General features: G+C 45.3%; 23 protein-coding genes and 1 riboswitch. Of the genes, 14 read left to right on the plus strand and 9 right to left on the minus strand.

Annotated features, from left to right (window positions below; translation table 11 throughout):
* The first annotated feature begins 74 nt into the window (after window positions 1-74).
* Window positions 75-374 carry an HAD hydrolase-like protein gene (locus BKB51_RS12665; protein WP_085901430.1) on the plus strand — a complete coding sequence of 100 codons (300 nt, stop codon included), beginning with the start codon at window positions 75-77 and terminating at the stop codon, window positions 372-374.
* Here the strand turns inward: BKB51_RS12665 and BKB51_RS12670 are convergent.
* Window positions 334-1,665, minus strand: coding sequence for a mechanosensitive ion channel family protein (locus BKB51_RS12670; RefSeq protein WP_143445820.1), 1,332 nt, complete (start codon window positions 1,663-1,665; stop codon window positions 334-336). The genes BKB51_RS12665 and BKB51_RS12670 overlap by 41 nt on opposite strands.
* 331 nt (window positions 1,666-1,996) lie before the next feature.
* Between BKB51_RS12670 and BKB51_RS12675 the strand changes: the two genes are divergently transcribed.
* The 3 genes from BKB51_RS12675 to BKB51_RS12685 are packed head-to-tail and all read left to right on the plus strand — an operon-like array spanning window position 1,997 to window position 4,582.
* Window positions 1,997-2,767 (plus strand): TetR family transcriptional regulator, encoded by a 771-nt coding sequence (locus BKB51_RS12675; RefSeq protein ID WP_085901432.1) that lies wholly within the window; start codon window positions 1,997-1,999, stop codon window positions 2,765-2,767.
* On the plus strand, window positions 2,757-4,100 hold the full coding sequence (locus tag BKB51_RS12680; RefSeq protein WP_158090221.1) for an ABC1 kinase family protein: 1,344 nt from the start codon (window positions 2,757-2,759) through the stop codon (window positions 4,098-4,100). Before BKB51_RS12675 ends, BKB51_RS12680 begins: the two co-directional genes overlap by 11 nt.
* On the plus strand, window positions 4,100-4,582 hold the full coding sequence (locus BKB51_RS12685) for a DUF6463 family protein (RefSeq protein WP_125911839.1): 483 nt from the start codon (window positions 4,100-4,102) through the stop codon (window positions 4,580-4,582). The genes BKB51_RS12680 and BKB51_RS12685 overlap by 1 nt, the downstream gene beginning before the upstream one ends.
* A gap of 43 nt (window positions 4,583-4,625) precedes the next feature.
* Here the strand turns inward: BKB51_RS12685 and BKB51_RS21260 are convergent, their stop codons facing one another.
* From BKB51_RS21260 to BKB51_RS12705, 4 genes are all read right to left on the minus strand, one after another.
* On the minus strand, window positions 4,626-5,450 hold the full coding sequence (locus BKB51_RS21260) for a M23 family metallopeptidase (protein ID WP_085901435.1): 825 nt from the start codon (window positions 5,448-5,450) through the stop codon (window positions 4,626-4,628).
* Window positions 5,451-5,524: 74 nt separating this feature from the next.
* Complete coding sequence (locus BKB51_RS12695; RefSeq protein WP_085901436.1) at window positions 5,525-6,319, minus strand: ABC transporter ATP-binding protein; 795 nt, start codon at window positions 6,317-6,319, stop codon at window positions 5,525-5,527.
* Window position 6,320: 1 nt separating this feature from the next.
* Complete coding sequence (locus BKB51_RS12700; RefSeq protein ID WP_085901437.1) at window positions 6,321-7,217, minus strand: ABC transporter permease; 897 nt, start codon at window positions 7,215-7,217, stop codon at window positions 6,321-6,323.
* Between the two features lie 159 nt (window positions 7,218-7,376).
* On the minus strand, window positions 7,377-8,351 hold the full coding sequence (locus BKB51_RS12705) for an ABC transporter substrate-binding protein (RefSeq protein WP_085901438.1): 975 nt from the start codon (window positions 8,349-8,351) through the stop codon (window positions 7,377-7,379).
* A gap of 368 nt (window positions 8,352-8,719) precedes the next feature.
* Between BKB51_RS12705 and fdhD the strand changes: the two genes are divergently transcribed.
* The 3 genes from fdhD (at window position 8,720) to BKB51_RS12720 (ending at window position 12,053) form a co-directional block, all read left to right on the plus strand.
* Window positions 8,720-9,703, plus strand: a complete 984-nt coding sequence (fdhD, locus tag BKB51_RS12710) for a formate dehydrogenase accessory sulfurtransferase FdhD (protein ID WP_085901439.1) — start codon at window positions 8,720-8,722, stop codon at window positions 9,701-9,703.
* The gene (gene mobA / locus BKB51_RS12715; protein WP_085901440.1) at window positions 9,696-10,319 is read left to right on the plus strand and encodes a molybdenum cofactor guanylyltransferase MobA; all 624 of its coding nucleotides are present in this window, start codon (window positions 9,696-9,698) and stop codon (window positions 10,317-10,319) included. Before fdhD ends, mobA begins: the two co-directional genes overlap by 8 nt.
* 423 nt (window positions 10,320-10,742) lie before the next feature.
* Window positions 10,743-12,053, plus strand: coding sequence for an MFS transporter (locus BKB51_RS12720; protein WP_158090222.1), 1,311 nt, complete (start codon window positions 10,743-10,745; stop codon window positions 12,051-12,053).
* A 61-nt stretch (window positions 12,054-12,114) separates the two neighbouring features.
* On the opposite strand, the gene BKB51_RS12725 is transcribed toward BKB51_RS12720, so the two are convergent.
* From BKB51_RS12725 to thiD, 4 genes are read right to left on the minus strand one after another with little or no spacing between them, the layout of a single operon-like run.
* Window positions 12,115-13,065 (minus strand): ABC transporter substrate-binding protein, encoded by a 951-nt coding sequence (locus tag BKB51_RS12725; RefSeq protein ID WP_198946721.1) that lies wholly within the window; start codon window positions 13,063-13,065, stop codon window positions 12,115-12,117.
* Between the two features lie 21 nt (window positions 13,066-13,086).
* Window positions 13,087-13,845, minus strand: a complete 759-nt coding sequence (locus BKB51_RS12730) for an ABC transporter permease (protein ID WP_085901443.1) — start codon at window positions 13,843-13,845, stop codon at window positions 13,087-13,089.
* Window positions 13,842-14,648, minus strand: a complete 807-nt coding sequence (locus BKB51_RS12735) for an ABC transporter ATP-binding protein (protein ID WP_125911840.1) — start codon at window positions 14,646-14,648, stop codon at window positions 13,842-13,844. The genes BKB51_RS12730 and BKB51_RS12735 overlap by 4 nt, the downstream gene beginning before the upstream one ends.
* The gene (gene thiD / locus BKB51_RS12740; protein WP_085901445.1) at window positions 14,645-15,451 is read right to left on the minus strand and encodes a bifunctional hydroxymethylpyrimidine kinase/phosphomethylpyrimidine kinase; all 807 of its coding nucleotides are present in this window, start codon (window positions 15,449-15,451) and stop codon (window positions 14,645-14,647) included. Before thiD ends, BKB51_RS12735 begins: the two co-directional genes overlap by 4 nt.
* Window positions 15,452-15,527: 76 nt before the next feature.
* Window positions 15,528-15,647: riboswitch (TPP riboswitch) on the minus strand.
* A gap of 163 nt (window positions 15,648-15,810) precedes the next feature.
* On the opposite strand from thiD, the gene BKB51_RS12745 reads away from it, so the two are divergent.
* From BKB51_RS12745 to BKB51_RS12775, 7 genes are all read left to right on the plus strand, one after another.
* The gene (locus BKB51_RS12745) at window positions 15,811-16,158 is read left to right on the plus strand and encodes a RidA family protein (protein WP_047765726.1); all 348 of its coding nucleotides are present in this window, start codon (window positions 15,811-15,813) and stop codon (window positions 16,156-16,158) included.
* Window positions 16,159-16,464: 306 nt separating this feature from the next.
* Window positions 16,465-18,111, plus strand: a complete 1,647-nt coding sequence (locus BKB51_RS12750) for a peptide ABC transporter substrate-binding protein (RefSeq protein ID WP_085901446.1) — start codon at window positions 16,465-16,467, stop codon at window positions 18,109-18,111.
* Window positions 18,112-18,190: 79 nt separating this feature from the next.
* Window positions 18,191-19,111, plus strand: a complete 921-nt coding sequence (oppB, locus tag BKB51_RS12755; protein WP_085901447.1) for an oligopeptide ABC transporter permease OppB — start codon at window positions 18,191-18,193, stop codon at window positions 19,109-19,111.
* Window positions 19,111-20,010 carry an ABC transporter permease subunit gene (locus BKB51_RS12760; RefSeq protein WP_085901448.1) on the plus strand — a complete coding sequence of 300 codons (900 nt, stop codon included), beginning with the start codon at window positions 19,111-19,113 and terminating at the stop codon, window positions 20,008-20,010. Before oppB ends, BKB51_RS12760 begins: the two co-directional genes overlap by 1 nt.
* Window positions 20,011-20,023: 13 nt before the next feature.
* Complete coding sequence (locus BKB51_RS12765) at window positions 20,024-21,001, plus strand: ABC transporter ATP-binding protein (RefSeq protein WP_085901449.1); 978 nt, start codon at window positions 20,024-20,026, stop codon at window positions 20,999-21,001.
* Window positions 20,998-21,987, plus strand: a complete 990-nt coding sequence (locus tag BKB51_RS12770; protein ID WP_085901450.1) for an ABC transporter ATP-binding protein — start codon at window positions 20,998-21,000, stop codon at window positions 21,985-21,987. Before BKB51_RS12765 ends, BKB51_RS12770 begins: the two co-directional genes overlap by 4 nt.
* A gap of 406 nt (window positions 21,988-22,393) precedes the next feature.
* A complete protein-coding gene (locus BKB51_RS12775) occupies window positions 22,394-25,192 on the plus strand; it encodes a beta strand repeat-containing protein (protein WP_085901451.1) in 2,799 nt (932 codons plus the stop codon).
* The last annotated feature ends 2 nt before the right edge of the window (window positions 25,193-25,194 follow it).

Below are 25,194 nucleotides of genomic sequence, written 5' to 3' on the forward strand. Positions count from 1 at the left end.
GTGATAACCAGCTTGCCACTGTCTGGTAAGTAAATAAAGTATTCTTGTTCTTGTTTTGTAGTCTAGAGGTCGAAATGACGGCAATTTTCTTTGATTTGGATGGTACCTTGACCGATCCGAAAGAAGGTATCACCAAGTCTATCCAATACGCTTTGAGGGGGCTTGGCGCGGAAAGTCCGTCATCTGATGATCTGGAATGGTGTATTGGGCCGCCCTTAAAAGAATCATTTGATTATCTGCTGGGTAAGCCTTCTTTGAGCGAAGAGGCCTTAAAGCTCTATCGACAAAAGTTTGCTGAAAAAGGGCTTTACGAAAATATCATTTATCTAGACGTTAAGAACCTTCTTGAGCAGTCTCTGGTGGCAAGCTTCTGATCTGGATTGGGTCTTTGATATGAAGATCTCGTTGAGGGAAGGGGAATTCGACGCCTGCTTCTTTAAACTTATCCCAAATTGCCAGCAGCAAATCACTGGTTATATTGCCTACTCCGTTTTGAGGGTCCGCAATCCAGACACGAACTTCAAGATTAACTGAATTGTCGCCAAAATTTCTAACCAGACAATTTGCTGCCGGCCTATCCAGGATGCGCTCGTTTTCTAGTGCAGCTTCGATACAAAGATTGATGGCTTGATGAAGGTCAGAATTATAGGAAACACCGATTGGCACGCGGACTCTGACCCAACTGTTGGTGTAGGACCAGTTTTCTACCCTTTGTGTGATGAATTCCTCATTTGGAATCAGGTGTTCGATGCCATCGCGGGTAATGACAGAGGCATAGCGGGCTCCGAATGATTTCACCCACCCATAGGTATCATTCACGGCGATAACATCGCCGGGCTTTATGGATCGGTCCATTAACAAAATGATGCCGGATACCAGATTGGAAATGACTTTTTGTAACCCAAAGCCGATACCTACACCCAAGGCACCACCAAAAAGAGCAAAGGCAGAGAGATCTATGCCAACTGTCTTGAGGCCAACTATGACGGCAAGGCCAATAAAGGTGACTTTTAATAATTTCCCAAGAAGGACCTGAACTGAAGGTGTTAATTCAGGTACGGCCTTTACGCGGCGTTCCAGTAAAGAGCTAAAGGCAATGGCGGCCCAAAGTAGCACAGCGAGTGAGATAACACCTTTGAGTACCATCAGAACTGATATACGCAGGCCACCAACATCAAGTGCGGCTGCATCAAGAATTTCTTCCGCAAAATCCAGAAGACCCAAGATGTTAAGAGCCGCGACTGACCAAATGAAAAGAGAGACCAGTCGTGCGAGTATACGTGTTTTGATCAGGCTTGTTGTCAGGTTTATGATAACCCATGCCAAAGTCAAACTGGCGACAGTATTGATTAGAAATCTTGTGCGGACAGGCATCTCAAGCTGAATGAGTGCTCCCAATGTGATCCAGAGCATCAATAGGAAGATTACCCAGGGGATCATGGGCAGAAGATTGGTCAGGATAAGTCTTAAAGCTTGAGGTGTTTTGTCTAATTGCTTCCAATCACTCGCCATGGGACGCAATTTGTTGCCGAGATAACGACTAAGTGGAAGAAGAATTAGTAGAAAGCCAAGCTGGAAAATCACCGGCCAACTCAAGAGATTTTGTCCCAGCCAGTTGGTGATCTGGTCAAGCCAAAGGGTAACCTCTTCTTGGTTCGGGATCATTAAAAAATCCAAGCTTAACCTCCTGATTTGGCTCTTATAAAAGTGTGGTCACAAGACACTTGTAAAGGTGATTCGTGCTGTACTCTGCCCATAGGCTGTTACGCAAGTTTAGCAATTTTATCCTAAGACGAACAGGTTCCGTTTTGTGTCCATGTGGTTTTGTTATCCTGCGTCAATTTGACAAATTCGATCTAACTTGTTGATGTTAAATATATTAATTTAATATTTCTTCTTCTTCTCGGTGGTAGTGCTTTATTTTTTGTTGCTATTATTGAGTTTTTATCTACATTAATATTGTATTATTTGTATTTATTGGAAAGTAATTCTCAAAATGAAAATATCTAACAAGCAGAAAGAAGCGAACAAAGCTAAGTTGATTGCTGTTGCCGTGGATCTATTTTCCGAGCATGGCTTTCACAATGTTTCTATGAAGCAAATTTCCAAAGCAGCAGAGATGGGGGATTCAACGATCTATAAGTATTTCCCCAACAAAGATAAGTTTCTGTTGTCCTACCACGAGACCGCCTTGAACAGTGTTCTGGAGCTTGTTGACGAAGCGGAGGATTTTTCTCACTTTACTCTTGAAGAAAAATTACAATTTTTCATCTATAATTACCTAGATATCCTGGTTGAAAATCGAGAGTTTGTCGCGGAAAGTATCGAAATTTTACGTGCGTCCCCTGCTTTTTTGATGCAACGGGAATTTCCTGCAAGCAAAGCTCTCAAAAAGAAAATTATCGAAATTCTGGAGCAGTCGGTTGAGGATGAAGAGATCCCGGAAGTTCCTTTCGAAGGTGCTGTTGCCCATCTGATGATTGATGCTCTATTGGGGATAGTTCTCTATTGGCTACAAGATGATAGCGAAGAGTTCACCCAAACAACTCAGTTTGTCGAAGTTTCGACTAATTTCTTTGCCACATTGTTAAGGAGTGGTGTGCTTGGCAAGGGGGTCGATCTTGTTAGTTTTATGATTAAAAGTCAGATGATGCGCTTTCTGGAAAACGGGCAAGGGTTCTCAACCCTGATGAAGGGATTTGGGGCTATGGCGCGTAATGGGGCCAATATGGGAACCGGCAAAGGGGGCTGGAAACATGGCGGCTAAGGGATCCATTGCAACCAGAAAATTGCATCGTTCGGCGACAATAGGCCTAACCGCCACCAAGGTTGGGTTGCGACATTTAGGGCATGTCGGAAAGAAAAAATTCACTGTCGGCTATTCTACACCCAAGCAGGATGAAGAAGTCAGAACCAAGCATGAAGAAGACATCGGGAAAACACTTTTCAAGGCTTTGAACCAACTTAAGGGAACTGCTTTAAAGGCTTCGCAAATTCTGAGCATGGAGGCGGATATTCTTCCCGAAGGTATCAGGCGAGAATTATCAAAAGCCTGTTACAAAGCAACACCATTAAATCGGGCCTTGGTTGATAAGGTTTTCCGAGATCAGTTTACCAAAAGCCCGGGGGCAATTTTTGAAAATTTTGACTCGAAAGCATTTGCAGCGGCTAGTTTAGGACAGGTTCACAGAGCGAAGCTGGCTTCGGGACAGGATGTAGCCGTTAAGGTGCAGTATCCTGGAATAGCAGCTTCAATTAAAAGCGATATGAAGATGCTCGGGGGGCTGCTGACGGTTATTTCTGCCTCTACAGATTTAATGCCAGATAGAAATATTATAGATACGGTTCTGGATGAGATCACTATACAGCTTCATCGCGAAGTCGATTATTTTCAAGAAGCAGAGAGCCTCAAGTGGTTCAGAGATAAAATAAAGGACGAGCGGATCATTGTACCTGAGATTTATGATGACTATAGCTCAGAACGTATTTTAACAACTCAATTGTTAACAGGGCTTCATCTGGATGAATGGTTGGCCACCAATCCTTCGCAAGAAGCGAAAAATGCCTACGGCCAGCTCTTGTTTGATTTTTTCTTCAACAGTTTTTTTGAACTGGGGTTTGTACATGCAGATCCACACCCGGGTAATTTTCTGTTCATGGAAAATGGTCAGCTGGGGTTACTGGATTTTGGGTGTGTGCGGAAAATGGATGGCGGCTTCACTCAAATTATATCCGATTATTATAAGTTTCTCATTCATCACCATACAGTTGAGCCTGATTACGAAAAGTTGAGAGGCTTTTACGAAGATCTGGAGCTAAGCAAGGATGAGATGACGGACGAAGAATTCCGATCTCTTTTGCAACCTCAGTTGGACATAATTCAAAAATGGATGATTGAGCCGTATCTAGAAGAGCAATTTAATTTTACCAACAGGGAGTGGCCGGAAATTAAGATGGCTGATACCCGAAAAATAACACCTTTTATGAAAGAGATTAATCGAAACCTCCTGTATTTTGATCGAACCTATCGTGGAATGATTTTGTTGTTAAGCAAGTTGGGGGCGACAGTCAAAACCGGAAATAAGTGGATCGGAGCGTGATGATGCCAACAGCTATGGAAAGCCACAAAGATCTGTTTCATGGTAAAACATCTCAAGAGAAATTCCTCCTCAAATATTACCGGGAAAAATTACAAACATATTTTATTGAAAAGCGATGGGTCGGCCGTTGGATTATGGGAGTGGCAATAACGCATATTGCCTTTACCTTTATTCTTTTCCGAACTCAGATTGCATTTATTTTTATGAATGGCTTCTTTGATATGGGGATTACAAACTATGAAATCAGCAATACGGTTTGGTTCTTTTTCTTTGGTATGCCGCTTTTTCTTGTCGGACTTCTGATCGATCGAGATGAAAAACGAAATACGCTTCCCCCTTTTCAGGAGGTTTTACTTTGTACGCTGGTTTGCATGACAGCGTTAGGGATAATGCTCATACCTTTATCGGGGTTTTGGCTAATGGTTCCTGCAATTTTCGGATTTTATCTGAAAAACAAATCTGCCAATGATAACTGGAATTGATCGTATCTGTGTAACGGGAAAACAATACCAGTACTTGAAGCTTTTAACGGGGCACAAAACTTACAGGATGACTTTTAAAAGCTGCGCCATGTGGCTGGGAACTTGAAACATGGAAGTGTAGATGGGGGGCTGTGGAATAGCCTGTGTTGCCTGAATAAGCGATGAGTTGCCCTTTTTCGACCTTGTCGCCGACCTGTACAACAACGCCATCTTTTTTGAGATGTAGGTACTGCCCTATCGTGCCATCAGAGTGTTGTATCCAGAGGTAATTCTCTTCACTTTTATATTGATTTGAAGCACCGCCTTGGAATGAATCTTCTCTGAGGGCTAGCACTGTTCCTTCGCGCGCGGCAAGAATTTCTGATCCAACAGGCATTGCCCAATCTATGGCGAAGCTGTTCGGGCCTCTATGAGAAAAGGCCCCGTTCGGACCTTGGGATACCGGATAGGATTTTGTTTTTGGAAAAGGGAGTTGATAGAGCACGGTATCATCGTGTTTGGCATCTCCGGTTTCCGGATGGAGTTGTGATGTCCAGCTGTAGCGCCATTCTCCATGATTTTTTACTTTTACGAAGAGAATGCTTTTGATTTGATTCGGTCCAACTAGCGCGTTCTTTGTTATTTGCTTGGGCGTAATATTGTATCCCGTCATGTGTAACGATACACGCACAGGAAAAGCATAGTTGTTTTGAACACTAATTTGGGCGCTTTTGTTATCCTCTACGGTCAGATAACAAATCTTGCTGTGGTGAAAACAAGTCTCGCGTTCACTTGCTTTCGCTTCTGTTGCCAGCAAGAAACCAAAACAAGTAAATAGCGTACCGATAAAACAAACAAAGGAGAAGGGCCGAAGGGAAAGGTGTTTCATACTCTGACGTCACTCTCTTGCTTTAGTTGCTCTGTTTCTCCTGATGATACTTTACTTATGGGGGAAAGGAAGATTTACCCAAGCAACAGGCTGTCGCTATCGAGTTCCTCGCCTCTAACCTTGCCAAACATGTCTACTAGATCGTGAATTGTCATGGAGCTACGTTCTTCACCAGAAACATCCAACACGACTTGCCCTTCATGCAGCATTACTGTTCTTGTGCCAAACTGCAGAGCCTGTCCCATCGAATGGGTAATCATCAAGGTCGTGATACCGGTCTCTTGAACAATGTCATTGGTTAGTTCCAGCACAAAGGCCTGCATTCTAGGGTCAAGTGCGGCTGTGTGTTCATCGAGCAACAGACATTTTGTTGGTTGTAATGTCGCCATGATCAGGCTGACAGCCTGTCGCTGGCCACCACTGAGCAATCCCATTTTGTCTGCTAAACGGTCTTCCAGACCTAACCTCAGGCGAGACAGGCGCTCTTTGAAAAGTTCACGCTTGGTATTGTTTATCGCCAGACCAAAGCTGCGCTTTTGCCCCCGTGAATGGGCAAGGGAGAGATTTTCTTCGATGGTTAAGGCTTCGCAGGTTCCTGCAAGAGGGTCCTGAAAAACACGAGAGACCAAACTACTCCGTCGTGCTGCTTTCCAACGACTGACGTCTTTTTCATCAATTGTAATGGTGCCGCTATCTGCGATTAATTCACCTGTCAAACAGTTCATAAATGTGGATTTTCCCGCACCGTTTGATCCGATAACAGTAACGAATTCCCCTTCGGCAACAGACAGGTTTATACCCTGAAGCGCTTTGTTTTCGTTTGGTGTATCTTTGCCAAAAGTGATGCGGAGGTCTTGAACATTGATCATTTTAGTTACCCCGCTTCATCAGTTTTTTGAGGGGGTTTTTGGCCCCGGGTAAAATCAAGGCAATTGTAACCAGTAAAGCAGTGACAAGATTAAGATCAGAAGGTTCCAACCCGATGCTATCAGCGTTGAGGGCAAGGCCAATGGCAATGCGATAGACGATTGAGCCAAAGATACAGGCTAGAACAGCCATTAACATGCCGCGTGTCGAGAAGATTGCTTCACCCGCGATAAGAGCAGCAAGGCCGATAACAATCGTACCTGTACCAATTGTAATATCAGCGAAGCCGTTCATTTGCGCGAACAGAGCTCCGGCCAAACCAACAAGAGCATTTGAAAGTGCCATGCCGATATAGGTTGTCTTGTTCGTGTCAATCCCTTGTGCACGGGCCATCTTCTGGTTTGCGCCGGTTGAGCGCATGGCTAGTCCATAGTCAGAATTGAGGAAGCGGGCCACGATGATAGCAACGACAAAGACGATAATAGCTGCAATAATTGGTTTCAGATAATAACCCGGCAGGCCTTGGCCTTCAAAGGGCGTGAGAATGGTTTCTTCAGTTATGATGGCAACGTTTGGACGGCCCATAATACGCAGGTTGATTGAGTAGAGCGCAATCATGGTCAGGATAGAAGCCAACAGGTTGAGGATCTTGAAGCGCAAGTTCAAGAAGGCCGTAACCAGTCCAGCCATGCCGCCTGCAAAAAAAGAAATAACCGTAGCCAATAAAGGGTTGAAGCCGGAGACAATCATCGTTGCACAGACGGCTGCGCCTAATGGAAAAGATCCGTCAATCGTTAGATCGGGAAAGTCTAGAATTCTGAAGGACAAGAAGACGGCTAAAGCAATCAAGCCGTAGATCAGGCCTAATTCGATGGCACCCATAAAGGCAATAAGGTTCATTTATCCGAAGCCTCGCGGCTCTCTAACTGTTGTGTTTCTGCGTCGATTACGCTGCTTGGGTAGTTCCATAACGCAAGAAGACGAAATCCGCAAAACGAATTTCGTCTTCTTTAAATGCTTTTCTATCTCTGTCTTTTGGACAAGAACAGAAAATGGATCTTATTTGATCACTTCAGTTGCACGGGCAATGACTTCAGGTGAAAGGGTTACACCCATTTTCTCTGCCATGGTCGGGTTCACAAAAAGATTTGTCTTGCTAACGCCCTGGAATGCAATATCGCCTGCTGCCTTGCCATTAAGGATATCAACAACAACTTTACCTGTTTGACGTCCGACATCGTAATAATCAAAGCCAAGAGCAGCCAAAGCACCACGTTTAACAGAATCAGTATCGCCTGCATAAACCGGGATCTGGTTATCAATACCAACTTTCACCACAGCTTCGAAGGCTGAGATGATTGTGTTATCCGTTGCAACGTAAATAACGTCTGCTTTGCCAATCAGGTTTTGTGCAGCAGTCAGAACTTCCCCGGTTTTTGTCGCTGGTGATGCAATCACTTCAAAGCCTTGGTCTGCACCATGTTTTTTCACAAGATCCAGCAAAACAACTGAATTTGCTTCACCCGGGTTGTAGGGAACGCCGATGCTTTTTGCATTTGGTGTTAGTTCTTTAATCAGGGCAATGTGCTGATCAATAGGGGATAGATCACTGACACCTGTAACATTTGTACCTGATGGACCTTCGCCGGCGACAAGTTTAGCAGCGACCGGGTCGGTAACGGCAGAGAAAACAACCGGAATATCTTTTGTTGCAGCAACAACAGCTTGGGCTGAAGGTGTTGCAATTGGTACGATTACATTCGGGCCGTTACCAATATATTCTCTTGCAATCTGAGCAGCCGTCGCTGGGTTACCCTGCGCACTTTTATAGAGGAATGTAAGGTTCTTGCCTTCTTCAAAACCCTGAGCTTTCAGTTCGTCACGTACACCGTCACGTACAGCATCAAGGGCTGGATGCTCAACGATAGCAGTTGTGGCAACAACAACATCTTCTGCCTGCGCTGTAAAAGGAAGCGCGAGACCAAGTGCTATAGTAGCTGCAAAAATTTTGGATCCCAAATCTTTGGAAATCATGATGTGCCTCCGAGATAGCAATTATATATTTATTTGAATGGTTCAGACCCGCATAACGACTGCACATAAATAACGCATCAGGAGTCTGTCCAGATTTGTTGATGTGTATTAATCCTCGTCACCACCATGAAAGCAAGAGGATATATTGGAAAGACTTGATGTTTCTTGTTTGGGTTTAAATTTGAAAGCATTGTTAAAACGGCGGCAGTGATATGTCATCCTAATACAAGATAGCTATTCTCTATCAGGGCTTTGCTTGTTCCCGAAAAGAAAACTCGACATAGTATATTCAATGTGATGTGCGTGTCTGACAAAGTGTAAATCGTACAAGATATAAGAGAGCTATAAAGATTGTTGTGGATCGCCTAATGAAAGATATCGACCAGGGAAAAAAGACGCGTCATCGTGTGGCGAAAGCAGATGCAAAAACGCTGGAAGAATTTATTTTGAGGCCGGATCCAGCCAAGGAAGGCTTAACGGAAGCAGTGGCGGGAACTGATCAGGATGGCAATACTATTGAAATTCCTGTTGTAGTCGAGAAGCCGTTGACACTCTTCCTGAATGGTCAGGAAATTGTAACAATGATGACCATTGGTGATTATCCCGACTATCTGGCTGTTGGATATCTTTTAAATCAAAATATGTTACGTCGTGATGATGTGATTACAGCGATTGATGTAGATGAAGAGCTTGATCTGGTTGTTGTTCGAACTGAACGCGAAACCAACTATGAAGAAAAACTGAAAAAGAAAACGCGTACGTCTGGCTGTGCCCAAGGAACTGTCTTTGGGGATTTGATGGAAAAATTTGAAGATATAAAGCTTCCTGCGGATGCCAGAATTCATACGTCATGGATCTATGCCCTCAGTCGTAAGATTAACATGGCGCCCAGTTTGTACCTAGAAGCAGGAGCAATACATGGATGTGTTTTGTGTCAGGGCGACCAGCCGTTGATTTATATCGAGGATGTCGGGCGTCATAATGCCGTCGATAAAATTGCAGGCTATATGTTTTTGAACAACATTAGGGCTTCAGACAAAATTTTCTACACAACGGGCCGTTTGACATCAGAGATGGTGATTAAAACAGTGCAGATGGGAATCCCCGTACTGGTTTCCCGTTCCGGTTTCACAGCTTGGGGTGTTGATCTGGCAAAAGAAGCTGGACTTACATTAGTCGGTAGAGCGAAGGGCAAACGTTTCACGGCCCTTGCTGGACAGGATCGAATTGTATTCGACCATCAAGTTGCAGATTTGGAGGATGAAGATCCTCGACATCAAAGAGCAGCAGCCCGGGGAACTGAAGCCAGTCCTTCAGGAACTCAGACCAAAGAAAGCCTAACCAATGACTGATGTTGCAGGTGTTATTCTGGCAGGTGGGTTAGCCCGTCGTATGGGCGGCGGCGATAAGGGCTTGAAGTCATTAGCAGGGGAGAGCCTGCTCGCTCGTATTATACAGCGAATTAGGCCTCAGGTCGGGCCGTTGGTGCTAAACGCCAATGGTGATCAAAAGCGGTTTAACGCATTTTCGTTACCTGTTGCCGCTGACGTGGTTGATGATAACCCCGGCCCTCTGGCTGGTGTCTTGACGGGCATGGAATGGGTTGCAGCGTATTCACCTAACGTAAAATGGATGGTCTCTGTTCCTTGTGATGCCCCTTTTATTCCAATGGATCTTGTGGGTCGATTAATATCGGAGGCGACAAAACAGGGCGTACCTTTGGCTTGCGCCATGTCACAGGGGCGAACACATCCGGTGGTTGGCTTGTGGTCCGTTGCGTTACGTAATGATTTGCGACAAGCGATTATGCGAGAAGAAATGCGCAAAGTTGATCGTTGGACTGAACGGCATGGTATTTGTCACGTTCCTTTTGACGATGTTGTCATTGGGAATGAGACTATTGATCCTTTTTACAATGCCAATAAACCGGATGATTTGGTACGGGTAGAGAGATTGTTGGAGAATTAAATTTCGCTTTCTTCGTCGACAGTTTTTAAAGGTAGTTTGGTATTTTTGCGAACCTGAATGTGTAACATTAGGCTTTGCTAATCTTTCCGACATCATGCCTATTAGAAGCTTGCCAGTCTTTATATCCCAATCTTTATATTCGGGAATGGTCGGACTCAGGGATATTGCATCCAGATGGGACTTTCATACCCTGATATGAGTTTGGGATATAAATTTGGCTTATAAAGGTCATGTCTTGATATAAAGAGATATGAAACTATCCTGATTTCTTTGCCTTCCCGGTCGGTATCAGTTACTGATTGGTTACCTCAAAATTATCCCGTTTGTGGATAGTGGCTGTAATATTTGCTACTCAGCTATTCTCACTTCACATGTTCTTTCATGACATGTTTTTACGGGACATGCTCTTATGGGAAAATTCATTTGTCGCAATCTGTTGTTATGCCTGATCGTTTAACGTCTTTAGAAAATCCCCCTGCCAGTTTGTCATGGTTGATGTGGTTGTTGGGTGCGATGCTCTTTTTGATCGGATTCTTTCATCGTATTGCCTTCGGCGTTATGGCTGAACCTCTGACCATAGAGTTTGGCTTAACGGCAACGACCTTGGGGACTTTGGCGAGTTTTTACTATTATAGTTATGTGGTTATGCAGGTGCCCGTGGGGGTGATGGCAGATCGTTTCGGTCCCCGAAAGCTTTTAACCACGGGGGCTATTATTGCTGCCATTGGAACTGCGATTTTTGCGCTAGCGCCCAACTACTGGGTTATTAGTTTTGGTCGTCTTTTGATCGGTGGCTCGGTGGCTGTGGCTTTTGTCACAATGATGAAGATAGCCCTGCATTGGTTTGATCTTAAACGCTTTGCGCTTCTTGTGGGGCTTGGGCTTTTATCAGGTAATCTGGGGGCTGTTGTTGCAGGGGCACCGCTACAGCAAATGATTGAGTTGATTGGTTGGCGGTATGTCATGCTTGGTTTCGCTGGAATCACAGGCGTGTTGGCGTTGGCAACAGGGATTTGGTTGCGGGATGATCCGACGGATCTTGGGTATAAAAGTTATGGCCACGAGCATGATGAAACTCAACCAAAACAATCCATCTTCGCTGATTTAAAAGAAGCGATTACCTATCGTACTGTTTTTCTTTTGACGCTGGCATGCGGGGCGTCTGCCGGATCAATGCTCACTTTCGGTGGCCTTTGGGGAGTACCTTTTCTTAAGGTTGCCTATGGTTTTACGACTTCTGAGGCTGCATTAATAACCACGGTTACCTTACTTGTTTGGGCTGGTAGTGGTGTGTTGTTGGGGCATTGGTCTGATGCGTCAGGTAAGCGAAAGTTACCCTTTACGGTGCTGGCGCTTATTGCTGCGTTGGGGTGGTTTGTGGTCACACAAATACCTGATCTTCCAATTGTTGTACTTGGTTTGGGATTACTCACAGCGGCAACAGGAAGCTGTGTGATGATTGTTGGATTGTCTTGGGCCAAAGAAGCTGTTCCTGCCCGTTTGCAGGGGACATCGCTTGGCTGGTGTAATACGGGTGTTATGATTGGCCCTATGGTCTTACAACCGTTAGCAGGCATTTTGATTGATCTTAATTGGAGTGGGGCAACTGAAGCCGGACAACGTGTTTATAATGTGTCCGCTTTTGAGGCTGGATTTATCCCTATGATCGTTTGGCTGGTCGTTGCTGCAGTTTTGGTGCTCTTTGCAGAAGAAAAACAAAACCCCTTTAAGTAATTACAATCATGACAAGGGCTGCCTTGGACAGACAGCCCTTGTCAGTTTTATCATAAGTAACTTACTTAACGGTAACGGCATAATCCGATACGTCACCGGTTTCCTTGATCAGGTCTTTTGCTTTCAGGAAATCAGCAAAGTCACTGTAACGTCCTTCGTCCAGGGCAGCGGGCCGTAAGGCAAAACGCGGAAGAGTATCTTTCCAGGCTCTGCGGTTGAGTTCATCATCAAGATCTGGATAGGCTTTGATGAAAAGATCCCAGCTTTTTTGCGGGTGGTTAACCAGATAGGTGGTGGCTTGTTCTAAAGCTTTGAGAAAACGGGGGAAGCGAGGGTCATCGACATTCTGATTGTTTGCGACAAGAATAAGCTCGTCATAAGAGGGAACACCTTCTTCTTCGACATAAAAAGCGCGACCCGGTTTTTCGACAATATCCATCTGGTTAAGTTCAAAGTTTCGGAAAGCCCCGATGACAGCATCGACCTGACCTGAAATAAGTGAGGGCGACAGTGTGAAGTTAACATTAATCAATTCAACATCGCTTACGTCCAGACCGTGTTTTTCCAGCATGGCATCCAGAATAACATCTTCAAAGCCACCAACGGAATAACCGACTTTACGGCCTTTCAAATCTGCAATGGATTTGATCGGGCTGTCTTTGAGGACGACAAGAGAATTCAAAGGTGTCGCGACCAGTGTGCCCACACGCGTTAGCGGCAAACCTGCGGCAACTTGCAAGTGAAGTTGAGGTTGGTAGGATACGGCGAGTTCCGCTTTTCCTGCCGCAACCAGTTTAGGGGGATCGTTCGGATCAGCTGGGGCAATAAGATCTACATCTAACCCCTGTTCTTTAAAGAAGCCCTTTTCTTTGGCTACAACAAGTGTGGCGTGATCCGGGTTTACGAACCAGTCGAGCAAAACGGTTAGCTTTTCGTTGGCAATTGCTGGTGTGGAAAGGCTTATTAGAGCCCCCAAAGCAAGTGCTGTGGTCGTCAGTTTTCGTAACATCATAAAATCCTTAAATAAGAGTATTTACCGTGTTTTGTGATCATCAAGAGAAAGGTATTGGAGGAGTTTGTTTAATAGGTAATCCGTTGTGAGATAGAGGGTAACTGCCATGACGGAAAGTATGAGCAAGGCTGCAAACATAAGATCTATTTGCATACGGCCATTGGCATGAAGCATCAGGTAGCCGAGCCCTTCTGATGAACCAACCCACTCGCCAACGATGGCACCAATAGGAGCTGTCGCCATGGCAACGCGCAGACCAGATGACAAGGCGGGAAGGGCAAGTGGGATACGCACGTGGATCAGAAAGGCCAATGGCTTTGCCCCCATGACTTGGGCCAGTGCCTGCCAGTCTTTTGGCGTTCGCCTTAATCCGTCATAGAAGGCCGCGGTTACGGGGAAGTAGATAATCAAAACTGCCATGGCAACTTTTGAAGGCAGGCCATACCCCAGCCACAAAACTAGAATGGGGGCGAGGGCAAAAACAGGAAGAGATTGGGTAATAACAAGGATCGGTGTCAGCCAGTCTCGGGCTGATTTGATTGTGGCGAGGAACAAGGCAGAGCAACAGCCCAGGAGGCTGCCAATAAGAAAGCCCAAAACAATCTCGAGTAACGTTATTCCGGCGTGGTTGGTCAGTGTTTCAAATCGAAGAAACAGAGCCTGAAAAACGGCGAGAGGGGCTGGTAAGATGTAGGGTGGTGCGTCTGTAATATAAACAAGTACCTGCCAAACGAGAAGAAATCCTGTGATAATGACGAACGGACGCGCGAATTTTATCATGACAGGGCTTGGGTATCAGATAGTTGGTTTATCAGGATGTCGTGCTCTTCCAGTAGAAGTTCGTTCTTGATGTCGCGTGGCGGTTTTGCTGAAGGCGTTAATGCCTCTGCGCTGGCAATAGCTGGTCCCTTTAAAACATAAATTCTGTCTGCAAGTTTTAGAGCTTCGAGAGGATCGTGTGTGATCATGACAACGGTTTTGTTCGTCAGATAACGGGCAGTAAGGTCATGCATCTCCGAGCGCGTTATGGCATCCAGTGCGGAGAAGGGTTCGTCCAAAAGAACAATCGGGTGGTTTTCCAATAAGGTTCTTGCCAGGGCTGTTCTTTGGCGCATGCCGCCGGACAGGTTGTCTGGCTTCATGTCCAGATATGCTTCCAGCCCTAAATCTGCCAATAGCGACTTTGCTTTTTCTTTGCTGATTGCGTCGGTGCCGGAAAGCTGTCTTAGCTTGTTGCCGATCAGGACGTTTTGTAAAACGTTGAGCCAGGGGAGTAACAAGGCATCCTGTGTCATCCAGCTTATGTGCCCTGATAAAAAAGAACCATCTTGCGCTTTGATTGTTCCTTGATAAGAGGAGGGCGGAATAAGGCCGGCAATAGCTTTGAGCAGAGATGATTTTCCTACACCACTTCGACCCAGCAGAACGTTCCACTTTCCGCCTTTCAGCTTAAGGGAAAAGTCGTTGAAAATTTGCCTCTCCTGATAAGAAAGGTAAAAATTCCGGATATGAATATCATGTGCTGTGCAGGGCATGGCTAGATGCAATTCGCTTATTTTTGTCGGGAAGAACTTCGTGCTCAAACCGTCCAGTTCTCGTGAAAGTGATGAACAGGGCCGTGCCCTTTACCGACTTCTAAGCTATCCGCATGGCGAAGAGCTTCGCTCAAGTATTCTTTCGCCGCAATGACAGCTTCTAAAAGCGAAAGCCCTTTGGCAATTTCGGATGCAATGGCTGCAGAGAGTGTGCAGCCGGTGCCATGACTGTTCTTGGTATTGATACGCTGTGAACTCAGGCAGATTTCATTTTGTCCGTCAAAGAGGAGGTCATCACTTTTGTCTCCGCCAAGGTGTCCGCCTTTTAGAAGAATGGCTTTGGGGCTGATAGCTTGAAGTGCTGTCAGCATATCTTTCATTTCTTCAATAGAATCTGGTTCTTTTTCTCCTGTTAAGACAGCGGCTTCAGGAAGGTTGGGGGTGATGATTTCTGCTAAGGGAAGCAGGTTTTCTTTCAAACTTGCAACAGCATCATCCTGAAGGAGCTTGTCACCACTTTTTGCCACCATAACCGGGTCAAGAACGACCGGGATTTGTGGGTAGTGTTTTAGAACATCAGCAACCGACTTGATAATATCTGGTGTGCCGAGCATTCCAATCTTGATCGCCTTGACGTCCAGATCTTCAAAAACGGTATATAGCTGATCTTGTATAAAATTTGTTGATACCGGAAAAATTGAATGCACTTTACAGGTATTTTGCGCGGTCAGGGCGGTGATTACCGATGCGGCATAAACACCCAGAGCTGACATTGTTTTTATATCAGCCTGAATACCTGCGCCACCACCGCTGTCTGATCCGGCGATTGTTAGGGCTATTGGTGCAGACATGTTTTCCTCCGTTTTATTTTCAGAGGAAGTTGTTCATGCTGTTTCCTGTTGGGGAAGGTGGATTAATGGCACTTGCCAATCCCAGCATCTCAATTTCCTCCGCCGGTATTAACCGGATCAGGTTCTGCGGGTTAGCGTTAGCCTCTCAGCTTAATGAACCAATATATTAGTTGATCAAGCACCCCGACGAGATTTCCTGAATTATGCGGTGCTTTTGAAAATAGGCAAGAGAGAAAGTTATTTTTGATTTTCTGGTTTATATTTTACTCAAATCTGGACCTGGGGATATGTTTTGGCGCATATAGAGCTTCTCAGCCCGCAGGTTGATCTGGCAGGGTGTTTTTTCGGGAGTGATCTAAATGAGTGAAATTATTCGTCATGATACGACGGCGCGATCCAGTAAAATTGTTGAGCACGGCAATACGGTTTATCTTTCAGGACAGGTTGGAACAGCGGGTGAATCCGTTACTGATCAGACAAAAGAAATTTTAAACAAAATTGACACATGCCTTGAGTCTGTTGGCAGTGACAAAAGCAAGATTTTACAGGCAGTCATCTGGTTGAGTGATATGAAATATTTCGCTGAACTTAATGAGGTTTGGAACGCATGGGTCCCGGAAGGTCATGCACCAGCGCGTGCGTGTGGAGAAGCTAAACTTGCGCGTGCAGAACTAAGTGTTGAGATTATTATTACAGCTGCAAAATAGTCGTAAATCAAAGATAAATAGTCGCTTACAGGCTGCTCGATTGAACGTGTCGGGCAGCTTTTTTTATGACCTAAGCGACTTAGGCTGGATTCTCCTGTTTGTATAAAGTATAATACTTAAATGCTCGCCAGTTTTGATCAATTAGTAAAAAGAAACGGCTGTTTTGCTACGTTTATTGCCCAGTTGATCTAAAGCAAAGACCTCCTCTTGTCATTGAGCGAAAAGAAGGTCACCCTGTGTGAATTACACGCAGGGATATAGCTTTATCTGGCGCGTACAACGAACGATAACAACAGGGAAAGAGTTATGGAGTTTAAATCAGGTATCAAAAAGTTCCTTACTGACGGAACATTCGTGAAAACAACACGTGCAGTCGCACTTGGGGTTTCTCTACTGGCAGGTACAACGGCACTGGTTGCCCCAACTTTGGCATCTGCTGAAATGGTTTTTAACCGTGGTAATGGTTCTGAGCCAGGATCACTTGATCCTCAAATTTCAGAAGGTGTTCCTTCTTCTCACATTCTACGTGATGTATTCGAAGGTTTGACAGCTGAGAATACTGACGGATCACTAATTCCGGGCCAGGCTGAAAGCTGGACAATTAGTGACGACGGTACTCAGTTTACCTTTAAGATTCGCGACGATGCTGTGTGGAGCAACGGTGATCCTGTAACAGCACATGATTTTGTTTATGCATGGCAGCGAGCTGTCGCACCTGCAACAGGTTCAGAATACTCATTTCTTCTCTATCCTCTACAGAATGCACAAGCAATTGCTGGTGGTGAAGAAAAAGATCTTAACAAGCTTGGTGTGAAGGCTGTTAACGACAAAACACTTGAAGTACAGTTGGAAGGTCCCGCACCATATTTCTTGGGAATGATTACGCACTCTGTTGCCTATCCAGTTCATAAAGCAACTGTGGAAGCTCATGGCGAAGCTTGGACACGCCCTGAGAACATGGTTTCAAACGGCGCTTTTAAACTTGCCGAGTGGACACCGCAATCTCGTATTGTTTCTGTGAAATCAGATACATATTGGAATAAAGATACGGTTAAGCTGGATAAGGTCGTTTATTATCCAACTGAGAGCCAGACTACAGCGCTAAAACGTTATCGTGCGGGTGAGCTGGACTGGACTTATGAAGTTCCTAATGATCAGATCAAATGGATTAAAGAGAACATGGCTGATGAGTTCCATGTTTCTAACTATCTCGGAACTTATTACTACGGCTTTAACATGACAAAGCCACCGTTCAATGACCCGAAGTTGCGTAAAGCATTTTCGATGGCAATTGACCGGGACATCCTGACTTCAAAAATTGTGACTGCTGGTGAAGTACCTGCCTATGCCTTTGTTGTTCCTGGTGTGACTGGTTATGATCCTGTTTATTCTGGTTTTAAAGCAAAGGATCAAGCTGCGCGTAATGCCGAAGCTGTGAAGCTTTACGAAGAAGCTGGTTATTCCAAAGATAATCCAATTGAGATTGAACTTCGTTATAACACCAGTGATAACCACAAAAAAATCGCGATTGCGGTTGCTAGTATGTGGAAGAAGACTTTCGGTGCGAAAGTGAATTTGGTGAACGAAGAATGGAAAGTTTATCTGGAAACACGTAAGCTTAAAGAAGCGACACAGGCTTTCCGTGCTGGTTGGATTGGTGATTACAATGATCCAAACACTTTCCTTGAGCTTTGGCTGTCAGATTCCGGACTGAACGATACTGGTTTTGATAATCCTGAGTTCGATAGTCTCCTTAAACAGGCTGGCCTAGAACAGGATGCTACCAAGCGTAAAGAATTGCTGATGCAGGCTGAAGCAATCTTCTTGGAAGCTAATGCTGTTGCGCCAATTTACCACTACGTAACAAAACGTATGGTTAAGCCTTATGTAAAAGGTTGGAAGAGTAACGTGATGGATCACATCCGTTCTCAGTATATCACTATCGAGAAATAGGAAATCCCGGTTTCCCAATAATGTCTCGGCGCGTCATCACGTTGGTGGCGCGCCGGACTTTTTTGTCAGGACATAGTACATGTTGTCGTTTATTTTAAAGCGTCTGGCCGGGGCTATTCCGACGCTGCTTATCATCGTTACCCTTGCTTTTTTTCTTATCCGCTCAGCCCCAGGCGGACCTTTTGACAAAGAGCGCACAGTTCCTCCGGAAGTTGCCGCAAATTTGAATGCGGTCTATCATCTGGATGATCCCTTGTGGGAACAGTATCTATACTATCTGGGAGGTGCTATTCAGGGAGATTTTGGACCTTCTTTCCAATATAGAGATTTTTCTGTAACTGAGCTGATTGCTGCTGGTTTTCCTGTGTCTTTAACACTTGGTCTAACAGCAATTTTTCTGGCGATTACTATCGGTGTGTCACTCGGTGCAATTGCCGCGCTTAAGCAAAACTCTCTGATAGATTACGCGGTCATGGCGACGGCAATGACGGGAATTACGATTCCAAACTTTGTTATGGCACCACTCCTAACGCTGGTGTTTGGGGTTTACCTGCACATGCTCCCCGTTGGCGGTTGGGGCGAGAGTATATCCCAAGCCTTTTTGCCTATTGTGGCATTGGCTTTGCCGCAAATTGCCTATATCGCACGTTTGACTCGTGGGTCGATGATCGAAGTTCTTCGGTCAAATTTTGTTCGTACTGCGCGTGCAAAAGGTCTGCCTGAACGCTTGATGCTCAGTCGCCATGCCTTGAAAGCTGCGATGTTGCCTGTTGTTTCTTATTTGGGTCCAGCATCAGCCGCTGTGATCACAGGTTCTGTTGTCATTGAACAGATTTTCGGTATTCCGGGTATTGGCCGATACTTCGTACAAGGGGCCTTAAATCGGGATTATACCCTCGTGATGGGCGTCGTGATTTTTTACGGGTCTTTGATTATCTCGTTCAACCTGATCGTGGATATTATCTATGGCTTCCTAGATCCAAAAGTGAGGATGGGATAATGGCTGTTGATATGGAAATGAAAAGTACGGGCTCTGCTGAGAAAGAAATTCAGGGTCGTAGTCTTTGGCAGGATGCGTTCAGGCGCTTGTTGACGAATAAAGCCTCAGTGGTCAGCTGTGTTGTACTGTTAAGTATTGTTTTGATTGCTGTTATTGGCCCCTGGATACATCCTAACCCGTTTGATGAGGTTTATTGGGATTATATCCAGGCTGCACCTGATATAGAGGCCGGTTTCTACTTTGGTACAGATACCAATGGACGTGACCTGTTTGTTCGAACTTTATTCGGCATCCGTGTCTCTTTGCTTGTTGGCTTGGTTGCTACAGGTGTGTCGCTGGTTATTGGTGTTACCTATGGGGCGATTTCAGGATATGTAGGCGGTCGTACAGATCACATCATGATGCGCTTTGTGGATATTATGTATTCCATGCCTTTCATGTTCTTCGTGATTCTGTTGATGGTGATTTTCGGACGAAATATCTTTCTGATTTTTGCAGCACTGGGTGCTGTTGAATGGTTGACCATGGCCCGTATTGTTCGCGGTCAGGCCCTTTCGATTAAAAACAGAGAGTTTGTTGAAGCTGCCCGTGCATCAGGCGTGAGTAACTTTAACATTATTCGCCGACACATTATTCCTAACGCTCTGGGACCTGTGATTGTTTATGTAACACTGACAATTCCACAGGTTATTTTGATTGAAAGTTTCCTTTCTTTCCTCGGTCTTGGTGTTCAAGAGCCGATGACAAGTTTGGGGGTGTTGATTTCAGAAGGTGCTCAGCAGATGGAATCTGCGCCTTGGACACTGTTGTTCCCGGCGAGTGCACTGGCAATCATTCTGTTCTGCTTTAACTTTATTGGCGATGGTCTGCGCGATGCGCTTGATCCGCGTGATCGCTAGGGAGGTCTGAAAAATGAGTGATATTATTCTCGAGGTGAAAGACCTCTCCGTAACCTTCTCGACACCCGAAGGTCCCGTGAACGCCGTGAACAATATGAACTTCACGATTAAAGCGGGTGAAGCATTGGGGGTTGTTGGTGAGTCAGGATCTGGGAAGAGCCAGACCTTTCTCTCTATCATGGGATTGTTGGCTTCTAATGGTAAAACAACGGGTAGTGCCAAACTTTTGGGGCGCGAGTTGATTGGCCTAAGTGCTGATGAGCTAAACAAGATCCGTGGGCAGTCGATGTCCATGATTTTTCAGGACCCCATGACGTCTCTTAATCCTTACCTCAAGGTATCGAAACAGCTGACTGAAGTACTGGTTTTACATAAAGGTATGGGCGAACAAGCTGCGAGAGCAGAAGCTCTTAACATGCTGGATAAGGTGGGAATTCCCGAAGCGAAAAGCCGCTTTGATATGTATCCACACGAGTTCTCTGGCGGAATGCGTCAACGTGTCATGATTGCAATGGCACTGTTGTGTGAGCCAGCTCTGTTGATAGCCGATGAACCCACGACGGCATTGGATGTAACTATTCAGGCGCAAATCCTTGATTTGATGCGGAAACTGAAAAGTGAGTTCAATACGGCGATTGTTATGATTACCCATGATTTGGGGGTTGTGGCCGGACTGTGTGACACGCTGAACGTCATGTATGCCGGGCGTATTGTTGAGCGTTCATCCGTTAATGAGGTCTTCTCTGCGCCGCGTCATCCCTACAGCCAGGGGCTTCTGGCCTCTACGCCAAGACTGGATGAGAAATCGCATAGCAATGAGCTCATAACAATTCCCGGGCAGCCGCCAAACCTGCAACGTTTACCCCAAGGCTGTGCTTTTGCGCCGCGGTGTATCCATGTGCAGGATCGGTGCCTTTGTCAACGTCCGCCGCTGTTTGAAACGCCAAGCGGAAGTCATAATGCCTGTTATAGAGAGGAGGATGTTGCATGAGTACGTCCCAGGAAGTCCTTCTTGATGTAAAAGACCTCAAGGTTCATTTTTCGATCCCGAGCGGCAAGCTTTTCAAAAAGCCAGGATTGCTCAAAGCAGTTGATGGTGTTTCATTCCAAGTCAAAGCGGGTGAAACACTGGGCGTTGTGGGCGAGTCCGGGTGTGGAAAATCGACACTTGGACGTGCGGTTCTGCGCCTTTTAAAGCCGACAGACGGGCAGGTTGCCTGGTTTGGTCAGGAAATGGGTGACATGAAGTCAGAAGAGTTACGGAATGTACGCTCTGATCTTCAGGTTATCTTTCAAGATCCGTTGGCCTCCCTTGATCCTCGTATGACGATTGGGCAGATTATTGGTGAGCCTTTGATCACCCATTATCCAAAACTGTCAAAGGCTGAGGTAAAGGAAAAGGTTAAGGCAATGATGGCCAAGGTCGGCCTTCTACCCGAACAGGTTAATCGCTATCCGCACGAGTTTTCTGGTGGGCAATGCCAGCGTATCGGCATTGCACGGGCAATGATTTTAGAGCCAAAGCTTATTGTTTGTGATGAAGCTGTGAGTGCGCTGGATGTTTCCATTCAAGCCCAGATCGTTAACTTGTTGATGGGGTTGCAAAAAGAATTTGGACTTAGTCTGATCTTTATTTCGCACAACTTGAGTATTGTCCGCCATATTAGCCATCGTATCATGGTTCTCTATCTTGGCCGGATGATGGAAGTCGCGGACAGAGATGCGATCTATGCGAAGCCTCTTCACCCCTATACCAAAGCGCTGATTTCTGCTGTGCCAATCCCCGATCCGGAGATTGAGCGCAATAAAGAGCATGTAGCTTTGAAAGGGGATTTGCCAAGTCCTTTAAACCCGCCGTCAGGCTGTGTTTTCAGAACCCGTTGTCCCTTTGCCAAGGATGTCTGTGCTGCGGAAATTCCCGCTTTGAAATCCTATGCAGGTGATAGAGAGGCAGCGTGCCATTTTATTGAAGAATAAACGGGCAGGTACCTTTGCTTAAGAGGCTGGTTTGAAGTTTTTTGAGCAAGTTTAAAAGTTAATAAGGTCATTCTCTTTTGTTTGAGAATGACCTTATTTTTTGTGATTTTGAGACGATTCTTTTATCACGCATTTTATCTATATTAGTATAATTACTTTGGAATGAATTTTTTTACCTGAGTGTTTTGTCATTATTCTCATTGTTTTGAATTTAACTAATTGAAAAATAATAAAATATTTACTTATCGTTTTGTTTAAAATTTTACATAAAAATATTATATATTTGACATGAATTAAGTATAGGTAAAATTACTTATAAGTATATTTCGTTAATAATTATTATTGTTACTGATGTTATAATCACCATGTAGTGTAAATATAATTTATTACTTTGTTGGTGATTTGCATGGTTGGTAGCAAAACGAAAATCGTAAATTCGGATGTTCTGGAAACAGATGTTCTTGATAGTGGTCAGGTCGTGTCCCGTGTAGGCAAGCCTGATGTTGGACAGAGCTTTGTAATCGAAGCTCAGCCCGGACAGATCTACGATCTTGATTTTGACTTATCCAATGCCCAGGTTTCAAGCGTTGCTGAAGGCCAGTTGGTACTATCCTTTCCTGATGATAGTAAAATTACTTTTCTTAGCCTTTCTGACTATGAAGACGGGATCACACCAATCATTAATGCTAATGGCGAAGCGATTGATATCCCCGCATTGTTCGAGCTACTTGCATCATTGAATACTGAAGCTCCCCTGGAAACTGCGGCGGGGAGTAATCTTACAGCGCAAGGCGGTGGTGGTTCGACTTACAATGATGAATTGGGAGAAAACCTTGATGGATTATCACCAAGTTCAACGCTTGACGGTGTGGACGCTCTGTCTTTTGATTTGATTGGTGATGACGAAGATGAACTCGACCTTCTCACAGAAGCTGTTGAAACAGATACAAACCCGGCAACGCCTGATTCAGAAGATTGTTCTCTGAAGCTTCCCGAAGCTTTAAATCTTATTCAGGGAACAAATGGGAATAATGTACTGCGTGGTACAACAGGCTCTGATGAAATTCAGGGGAATGACGGGCACGACAGAATTTACGGTGGTGATGCTGCTGATGTCATTGTTGGTGGTAAAGGGAATGATCGGCTTTACGGACAGGAAGGTGACGATTTCTTCCTAGTCGAAGGGGATGATCAAGGTGCTGACCGATTTAATGGCGGTTCTGGTAACGACACAATTCACGGATCAGAAGGCGATGACGTTATCACCGTAAGTCATCTGACACGCGGTGATTCTATTGAAGAAATAAACGGTTGTGGTGGCGAAAACGTATTAGCGGGTACATCTGGTAACAATACGATTGATCTGCGGAATACGACGCTTACGAATGTTGATCGTATTGATGGCGGTGCAGGTCATGACCGTATTACCGGTTCGGCTGGCGATGATACGATTGTCGGTGGCACAGGGAATGATTACCTCCGTGGTGAAGCGGGCAATGACACTTTTGTCGTTGAAGGTAATGGTCAGGGATCAGACCGTTTCAATGGTGGCACAGGCACGGATAAGATCCAGGGCAGTGATGGTGATCAAACAGTAGTTGTTCAGCACCTGACGACAGGCGATTCCATCGAAGAGATTGATCTGGGTACAGGCACCAATGTTCTCTCTGGGACATCAGGCAATAATACGATTGATCTGCGGAATACGACGCTTACGAATGTTGATCGTATTGATGGCGGTGCAGGTCATGACCGTATTACCGGTTCGGCTGGCGATGATACGATTGTCGGTGGCACAGGGAATGATTACCTCCGTGGTGAAGCGGGCAATGACACTTTTGTCGTTGAAGGTAATGGTCAGGGATCAGACCGTTTCAATGGTGGCACAGGCACGGATAAGATCCAGGGCAGTGATGGTGATCAAACAGTAGTTGTTCAGCACCTGACGACAGGCGATTCCATCGAAGAGATTGATCTGGGTACAGGCACCAATGTTCTCTCTGGGACATCAGGCAATAATACGATTGATCTGCGGAATACGACGCTTACGAATGTTGATCGTATTGATGGCGGTGCAGGTCATGACCGTATTACCGGTTCGGCTGGCGATGATATTATTATTGGTGGCACGGGAAATGATTACCTCCGTGGTGAAGTGGGCAATGATATTTTTATTGTCGAAGGTAATGGCCAGGGATCAGATCGTTTTAATGGTGGCACAGGTAATGATAAAATCCTAGGTAGTGATGGTGATCAGATACTTATCGTTCAACACCTGACGACAGGCGATTCTATCGAAGAGATTGATCTGGGTACAGGCACCAACGTTCTTTCTGGAACATCGGGCAATAATACAATAGATCTGCGGAACACGACGCTTACGAATGTTGATCGTATCGACGGTGGTGCAGGCCATGACCGTATTACGGGGTCTGATGATGACGATGTGATCGTAGGAGGAACCGGAAATGATTATCTTCGCGGTGAAGCTGGAAACGACCTCTTCATCGTGGAAGGTAATGGTCAGGGGGCAGATCGTTTTAATGGGGGTACAGGCGCCGATAAAATTCAGGGTAGTGATGGTGATCAGACAATTACTGTCCAGCATCTGACCACAGGAGATTCCATTGAAGAGATTGATATGGGATCTGGTTTTAACGTCTTAAGCGGCACCAATGGTAACAATACAATTGACCTCAGCAACACCACGTTAGTGGGGGTGAGTGAGATTGATGGTGGTACTGGACACGACCGCATTACTGGCTCTGACGGGAACGACATTATTATTGGCGGTTCGGGAAATGATGTTCTCACTGGTGGTGATGGTGCCGATATATTGATCGGTGGTAGTGGTAATGATGTTCTTCGTGGCGGTACTGGGAATGATCGTTTTGTCTTTGATCTCGCACTTGATGGATCTGGTAACAGTTCTGCCGAAGGTCGGGATACGATAATGGACTTTGAGGCCGGGGATACATTGGTTCTATCCGATATTCTCGCTGATTTAGGCAATCCAGCTGATCCGTTAGCGGCTCTTGATAGTCTCGGTGATGTCTCAGTTGTTGACGGTGGTGCGGGCCGGAATGTCGATATTACTTTCGGTAATGGAGATAGCGTCACTTTGCGAGGCTTGGGGACGGTAGGAAATACATTGGATTCACTTCAGGATCTGGAAGATCAGGGCTTCATGATTGATGTGGTCTAAAC

Origin of the sequence: Kiloniella majae (genome assembly GCF_002118315.1) — a bacterium.
Classification (GTDB): Bacteria; Pseudomonadota; Alphaproteobacteria; order Kiloniellales; family Kiloniellaceae; genus Kiloniella; species Kiloniella majae.

Excerpts from the sequence above, each read along its gene's own strand:
- BKB51_RS12665 (WP_085901430.1), top strand. The coding sequence starts at position 75 with ATGACGGCAATTTTCTTTGATTTGGATGGTACCTTGACCGATCCGAAA.
- BKB51_RS12670 (WP_143445820.1), bottom strand. The coding sequence starts at position 1,665 with ATGATCCCGAACCAAGAAGAGGTTACCCTTTGGCTTGACCAGATCACC.
- BKB51_RS12675 (WP_085901432.1), top strand. The coding sequence starts at position 1,997 with ATGAAAATATCTAACAAGCAGAAAGAAGCGAACAAAGCTAAGTTGATT.
- BKB51_RS12680 (WP_158090221.1), top strand. The coding sequence starts at position 2,757 with ATGGCGGCTAAGGGATCCATTGCAACCAGAAAATTGCATCGTTCGGCG.
- BKB51_RS12685 (WP_125911839.1), top strand. The coding sequence starts at position 4,100 with ATGATGCCAACAGCTATGGAAAGCCACAAAGATCTGTTTCATGGTAAA.
- BKB51_RS21260 (WP_085901435.1), bottom strand. The coding sequence starts at position 5,450 with ATGAAACACCTTTCCCTTCGGCCCTTCTCCTTTGTTTGTTTTATCGGT.
- BKB51_RS12695 (WP_085901436.1), bottom strand. The coding sequence starts at position 6,319 with ATGATCAATGTTCAAGACCTCCGCATCACTTTTGGCAAAGATACACCA.
- BKB51_RS12700 (WP_085901437.1), bottom strand. The coding sequence starts at position 7,217 with ATGAACCTTATTGCCTTTATGGGTGCCATCGAATTAGGCCTGATCTAC.
- BKB51_RS12705 (WP_085901438.1), bottom strand. The coding sequence starts at position 8,351 with ATGATTTCCAAAGATTTGGGATCCAAAATTTTTGCAGCTACTATAGCA.
- fdhD (WP_085901439.1), top strand. The coding sequence starts at position 8,720 with ATGAAAGATATCGACCAGGGAAAAAAGACGCGTCATCGTGTGGCGAAA.
- mobA (WP_085901440.1), top strand. The coding sequence starts at position 9,696 with ATGACTGATGTTGCAGGTGTTATTCTGGCAGGTGGGTTAGCCCGTCGT.
- BKB51_RS12725 (WP_198946721.1), bottom strand. The coding sequence starts at position 13,065 with ATGATGTTACGAAAACTGACGACCACAGCACTTGCTTTGGGGGCTCTA.
- BKB51_RS12730 (WP_085901443.1), bottom strand. The coding sequence starts at position 13,845 with ATGATAAAATTCGCGCGTCCGTTCGTCATTATCACAGGATTTCTTCTC.
- thiD (WP_085901445.1), bottom strand. The coding sequence starts at position 15,451 with ATGTCTGCACCAATAGCCCTAACAATCGCCGGATCAGACAGCGGTGGT.
- BKB51_RS12745 (WP_047765726.1), top strand. The coding sequence starts at position 15,811 with ATGAGTGAAATTATTCGTCATGATACGACGGCGCGATCCAGTAAAATT.
- BKB51_RS12750 (WP_085901446.1), top strand. The coding sequence starts at position 16,465 with ATGGAGTTTAAATCAGGTATCAAAAAGTTCCTTACTGACGGAACATTC.
- oppB (WP_085901447.1), top strand. The coding sequence starts at position 18,191 with ATGTTGTCGTTTATTTTAAAGCGTCTGGCCGGGGCTATTCCGACGCTG.
- BKB51_RS12760 (WP_085901448.1), top strand. The coding sequence starts at position 19,111 with ATGGCTGTTGATATGGAAATGAAAAGTACGGGCTCTGCTGAGAAAGAA.
- BKB51_RS12765 (WP_085901449.1), top strand. The coding sequence starts at position 20,024 with ATGAGTGATATTATTCTCGAGGTGAAAGACCTCTCCGTAACCTTCTCG.
- BKB51_RS12770 (WP_085901450.1), top strand. The coding sequence starts at position 20,998 with ATGAGTACGTCCCAGGAAGTCCTTCTTGATGTAAAAGACCTCAAGGTT.
- BKB51_RS12775 (WP_085901451.1), top strand. The coding sequence starts at position 22,394 with ATGGTTGGTAGCAAAACGAAAATCGTAAATTCGGATGTTCTGGAAACA.